The 5,264-nt window shown below is 65.9% G+C and carries 5 protein-coding genes; 1 reads left to right on the top strand and 4 read right to left on the bottom strand.

What is annotated here, in order from left to right; genetic code table 11:
- Window positions 1-741: 741 nt before the first annotated feature.
- A complete protein-coding gene (locus ACE026_RS20680) occupies window positions 742-1,659 on the bottom strand; it encodes an oxygenase MpaB family protein (protein WP_486040728.1) in 918 nt (305 codons plus the stop codon).
- A 317-nt stretch (window positions 1,660-1,976) separates the two neighbouring features.
- Here ACE026_RS20680 and ACE026_RS20675 point away from each other — a divergent pair, with 317 nt between their 5' ends.
- Window positions 1,977-2,591 (top strand): hypothetical protein, encoded by a 615-nt coding sequence (locus ACE026_RS20675; protein WP_026070179.1) that lies wholly within the window; start codon window positions 1,977-1,979, stop codon window positions 2,589-2,591.
- A 39-nt stretch (window positions 2,592-2,630) separates the two neighbouring features.
- Here ACE026_RS20675 and ACE026_RS20670 read toward each other — a convergent pair whose 3' ends face one another.
- The 3 genes from ACE026_RS20670 to ACE026_RS20660 are packed head-to-tail and all read right to left on the bottom strand — an operon-like array spanning window position 2,631 to window position 5,027.
- Window positions 2,631-2,975, bottom strand: a complete 345-nt coding sequence (locus ACE026_RS20670) for a hypothetical protein (RefSeq protein WP_486040727.1) — start codon at window positions 2,973-2,975, stop codon at window positions 2,631-2,633.
- A 29-nt stretch (window positions 2,976-3,004) separates the two neighbouring features.
- The gene (locus tag ACE026_RS20665; RefSeq protein ID WP_313211749.1) at window positions 3,005-3,778 is read right to left on the bottom strand and encodes a LytR/AlgR family response regulator transcription factor; all 774 of its coding nucleotides are present in this window, start codon (window positions 3,776-3,778) and stop codon (window positions 3,005-3,007) included.
- Window positions 3,768-5,027: a histidine kinase gene (locus ACE026_RS20660; protein ID WP_486040726.1), complete on the bottom strand. Its 1,260-nt coding sequence runs from the start codon at window positions 5,025-5,027 to the stop codon at window positions 3,768-3,770. The genes ACE026_RS20665 and ACE026_RS20660 overlap by 11 nt, the downstream gene beginning before the upstream one ends.
- Window positions 5,028-5,264: the final 237 nt, after the last annotated feature.

Raw genomic sequence — 5,264 nt, 5'->3', positions numbered from 1 at the left:
GGGTGGGGGGGGCCCGGGGGGGGTTCGCGGGACCCGCTGCAAGTACGTCCATGTAAGCTCGTATGCCGCCATCCATGGCGGCATACGGCCCCCCCCCCCCCCCCCCCCCCACCCTCTGACAGTGGGCTGGTGCGCACGGGAAAAAGCAGGCGTTAGCGCCGCAGCTGCGGCAGTGAGTACGTTTGTTTTGCTACCCAGATTCGCTCTGTAGTTTTGCTGCTCGGCTTCGTCGAGCAACACAGCTTTGCTCTGCTGCTTTGCTGTTCTGCACTTCTGCACTTCTGCACCTCTGCACTTCTGTGCTTCGCTGTTTAGCTGTTTAGCCGTTTAGCTCTTCAGCTGCCCAGCATCGCCACTCTGATCCACTGGTTGGCACTGCAACTTAGTCTGCTGCTTAGCCCTACTGCCCCGCGTTTCTGCAGCGCTGCTACTCCGCGTTGCCGCGTGGTGCTGTTCGCTGGCTTTTGACCTCAGCATGGCCACCAGCCAAGTGTCAGGGGGCGGGCACGTGCAGGCTGGAGGGACCGTATGCCGCCATGGATGGCGGCATACGAGCTTACTTGGGTGAAGGCGCATTGCTTGCGAGGCACTGCCTCGCATGCGACTGAACGCACAGTCGCCAGCGGCTGGGCCGGGCCGCGGAGCGGGACTTGCAGCGGGTCCCGGAAGCCTGCACGTGCCCGACCCGACCATCAGACACAGGCACTCGCGATTACCGACCAACGGTCGGTACCTACCGCTTCAGGGCCAGTCAGCAAGCACGCTGGCAGGAAGACCCATCCGCGTGCATGCGCGCGTCGCCAGGCCATCCTGCAGTGCACGCCGGAACAGCGGCGCCATGCCCTTCAGCATCACGGCAGACGCCCGTGACTGCGCACGCTGCATCGGTGTGCGCGCGAGCATCGACGTCGCCCAGTCCGGCAACAGCGCCGCGCCCGCGCCGAGGAACACCTCGCGTGACAGCCCCGCCATCGGCACCGGCAGACGGATGTCCGACAGCACCGCCAATACTTCGCGCGAACGCGCGTCGAACACCAACGCCGATTGCTGGCGCGCGAAGTACGCGTCCACCTCCGCTTCCGAAGCGGGCACATCGGTGGCGCCGAGCGCCTCGGCCACACGCTTGTACTCGCGGTAATACTGATCGGCGATCGCTGTGGGGACATCGCGGCAGTAGCGCCGGCAACCTTGCAGGAAGCCGTAGGCCTCGGTCACGTGCACCCAGGTCAGCAACGCTGGATCGTCGGCGGAATACGCGCGCCCGTCGGCGGTCTGTCCGCGCACCTGCGCGTGGATGCGCGCCACTTTGCTGATCAGCGCCTCGACTTCCGCGGTCGGTGCGTAGGTGGTGCCCGCGACAAACGCGGTGGTGCGACGCAGGCGGCCGACCAGGTCATCGTGGAAGTTGGAGTGGTCGTACACGCCGGCCAGGGCCAGCGGATGCAGGGTCTGCAGCATCAGCGCGCACAGACCGCCGGCAAGCATCCCGGGAAATTCCGAGTGCACGCGCCAGGTGATGCTGTCCGGGCCGAACCAACCAGGGTCGCCCAAGGGATGGTCGTAATCGATCCCACTCTGGCCGCGGGGGAAAGCACCCAGTACCCAGCGGCGGATCGGGGCGGTGGCGGGGCGGGCAAGCGAATGCAGCAGGGAAGACATCAACAGTACCGAGGCGGAGCGGACCGGCGTTTCGCGCGGATGCGTCAATTCTGCGTGATACCGGTGGGGCTGGCGAGGGCGCCGTCGCGCTGGGCCTGCGCATTGTGCAACTGCAGCATGGGAACCGGCGTCTGCGGCCTATTTACCCGGTGATTTACGTGCCGCAGTGCGCAAATCCGCTGCGAGTTTGCCCATTCAGGCAGGAATGACGCCGGATCTTTGCGCTTTGCCCATTGCCAAGCGCCGTGAAAGTGCTAGAACTGGACGTGCCACAACGTCGTCCAATGCGCTGCCGCACGTTCCAGAAGGAGCTCGTCATGATCGCTTTGTTCAAAGGTTTGGGTTTGCTGTTGCAGGACAACGAGCTGTACAGCAGCCCGTTCGAAAAACAGGTCGCGCATTGGCGTAACAAGAGTGAACAACAGATCCGCGAGGAAGTCGCGGTGCTCGCCAAGGCCAAGGGCCAATGGCTGATGGCCTCGATCGTCGGGTGGCAGGCGTCCTCGCTGCTGATCCTCGGCCTGATCAGCAACTACCTGTGGAAGGATGACTTCCATATCACCTTCACCCGCGTGGTGATCGTGTTCGGCTCATGGGTGTCGATCCTGTTCGTGATCTGGTTCATGGCCAACATGTTCGATCACACCGCCGGCTTCGAACGCTGGATGAAGGCCTTCAACAGCCGCGCCCGGATCACCTCCGATGCCGACACGGTGGAGTGCGTGGCCGAAGCGCTGGACATGGCCCAGCACTATCCGGAAGTGCTGGACTACAAGCAGGCCGTGAGCGCCAAGCGCGAGCTGCGCCACGAGGATATCCGCATCATGCGCGAGATCGGCCGGATGAAGCAGCACACCGAACTGGTCGGCCAGCTCAACCACGTGGGCGAGCAGCCCAACGGTACCAACCTGCATCTGCAACCGGCGTTCTGACCCTACTGAAACGCGGGGGGAGCCACGATGCCACCGTGATCACTCACGGTGGCATTGTTCTTTCTGGACTGCGCTGACGCAGTGCTGGAACCCAGCCGGCAGCCCCGCCATCTGCTCGGTCTTGCCGACCGCCACCGCCAACCGGTGCAACGGCGGATAGGCGCAGTCCTTGTCCTTCCCGCAGCGCGCATCCAGCACCAGGTAATGGCAGTGGCCACTGCTGCTGGCGATGCAGGCGAAGCTGGCCACCCCGTTGTCGACCGTGGTCTTGCTGTACAGCGTATCCACGCCATTGGCGCGGATGCGGGTGACGGAGGTGTTGCTCGATTGCTGGCAGGCAGCCAGCACCAGCACGCAGAAACTGGCGACAACGGCGATACGCATGGCAGGCTCCCGACGAAAGAAAAGGCGCGTTACATCCCGCGGAACAGGCTCATGAAGGGCTGGCTGACGTTGAGCACTTCGGCGCGGTGCTTCAGGCGCAGCTGGCCGCGGCCGGTGTCATCGCGGGTGACCGCAGCCACGGCTTTCATGTTGACGATGGTGGAACGGTGGATCTGGCGGAACCGTTGCGGATCGAGCGCGTCGAGCAGTTCGCGCAGCGAGGTACGCAGCAGGCTTTCACCCTGCTCGGTGACCACGGTGGTGTATTTGCTGTCGGCACGGAAGTAGATCACGTCTTCGAGCATGATCAGCTGGGTGTCGCGCCCGTTGCTGGCGGTGATCCACGCCAACGGCGGCGCGCTTGAGGCCGCGGCGGGCTGCTGGCCCAGGCGCTGCAGCAGTTGTTCGAGCATGCCGCTGTCCGGTCGGCCCAGCTGCATGCGCGCCAGGATCCGCTCGCGCGTGGCGAGCAGACGCTCATCGCTGACCGGCTTGAGCAGGTAGTCGATCGCGCCCTGTTCGAAGGCATCGATGGCGTACTGGTCGTAGGCGGTGACGAACACCACCTGGGTGCGCGGGCTGATTTCGGGCAGTGCGCGGGCCACCTCGATGCCAGTGATGCCCGGCATGCGGATATCGAGCAGGGCCAGGTCCGGCTTCAACTCGGCCAGGCGCTCCAGCGCGCTGGCACCGTCCTCGCATTCGGCCACCAGCCGCAGTTCCGGCCACAACCGCTGCAGCTGGGCCACCAGCGACTGGCGGAGCAGGTCTTCGTCTTCGGCAATGAGCGCATCAAGCTGCATGGATCGCCTCCCGGGCATCGCGTGGCAGGGTGATCGTCGCCGCCACGCCGGTGGGGAAATTGGACACGATGGCCACGCCGGCGCGCTCACCGCAGGTCAGGCGCAGGCGCTCGCGCAGGTTCTTCAGGCCGATCCCGGTACCGCTGGTGCCCTGCCCGAAACCGAGGCCATCATCGGCCACGGTGAGGGTGACATGGTCCTCGAAAGCGCGCGCGATGATCCATACCGTGCCACCGCCCGGCTTGGGTTCCAGCCCGTGCTTGATCGCATTCTCGACCAGGGTCTGCAGGGCCATCGAGGGCAGCGGCACACTGGTCAGCGCCGGCGGCACATCCACCTGCAGGGCCAGGCGTGCACCCATGCGGATCTTGAGGATTTCCAGGTAGGCCTGGGTGCGCTCCAGCTCCACCCCCAGGGTGGACATCGATTCGTCCACGCTGGGCAGCGAACTGCGCAGGTACTGGATCAGGTGCCCCAGCATCTGGTCTGCACGCGGCGGATCGGTGCGGGTCAGCACCTGCGCGTTGGCCAAGGTGTTGTAGAGGAAGTGCGGCTCAACCTGGGCATGCAGCAGGTTGAGCTTGGCCACCGACAGTTCCTTCTCGGTTGCGGTCTGCTCGGCGGCGGCCTGCTCATCGCGGCGCTGCTCGGCCACCCGGCGGGTGATCGCACGGCTCACCGCTTCGGCGTTCTCATGATTGCTGCCTTCATCCACCGCCAGCAGGTCCGCCCAGACGCCGGCATCGGGCTCGAACAGCAGCGTCACACTGCTGGTGCCCTGCCCCGGCGTGACCGTGGCAAGCACGCTGTTGCGCTTGATCGCCAGCCGCGCAGGCAGGTTCCAGCGGGACGGCGGGCGGCCGTTGTAGGTGTCCACGCGGCGCACGTAGGCACGGACCTGCAGGCTGCCTGGAGCGCTTTCGATGTCTTCCACCCGCGGCAGCTCGGCGATGGCGGCTTCGACCAAGGCGAAGGCGGGGCCCGCATCCATTGGGACCTCGATCTGGCGCCGCTGGCGGCTGGACAGGGTGGCCGCGTCCAGGCGCCCGGCCGCGTGCTGGACCCGGCGGATATGGGCGATGCAGCTGCCCAGGGCCGTCACCATCACGAACAGGGCCAGCAAGCCGAACACCCATCCGGGACCTTCGTCCATGCCATGGAAGAAGCCACTCCAGACGAACCCCGCCACCACGATGGCGGCGGCCCAGGCCAACAGAATGCGGAAGATCAGGGAGAGGCTGGCGAACACGGCGGCGTCATCACATAGGGAGTGAGGCGAGCATAGCCCTGCCGCCACGGGGAACAAGCGGCATGCGACGAAGGCGGCGTTTGGGGGGACGAAGCCGCGTAGCGCCACCCCATGGGTGGCAGGCGTTCGTTCCGGGATGGCGAAGCCACGCATGGCGTGGCTCTACATCGGGGCCGGGACTGCTTGACCACGCATGGCGTGGCGCCGGGCTGGGGGTGGGGGGGGGGGGGGGGGGGG

This window comes from Stenotrophomonas sp. AGC87, assembly GCF_057333975.1.
This window is presented reverse-complemented; position numbering and strand designations above follow the sequence as displayed.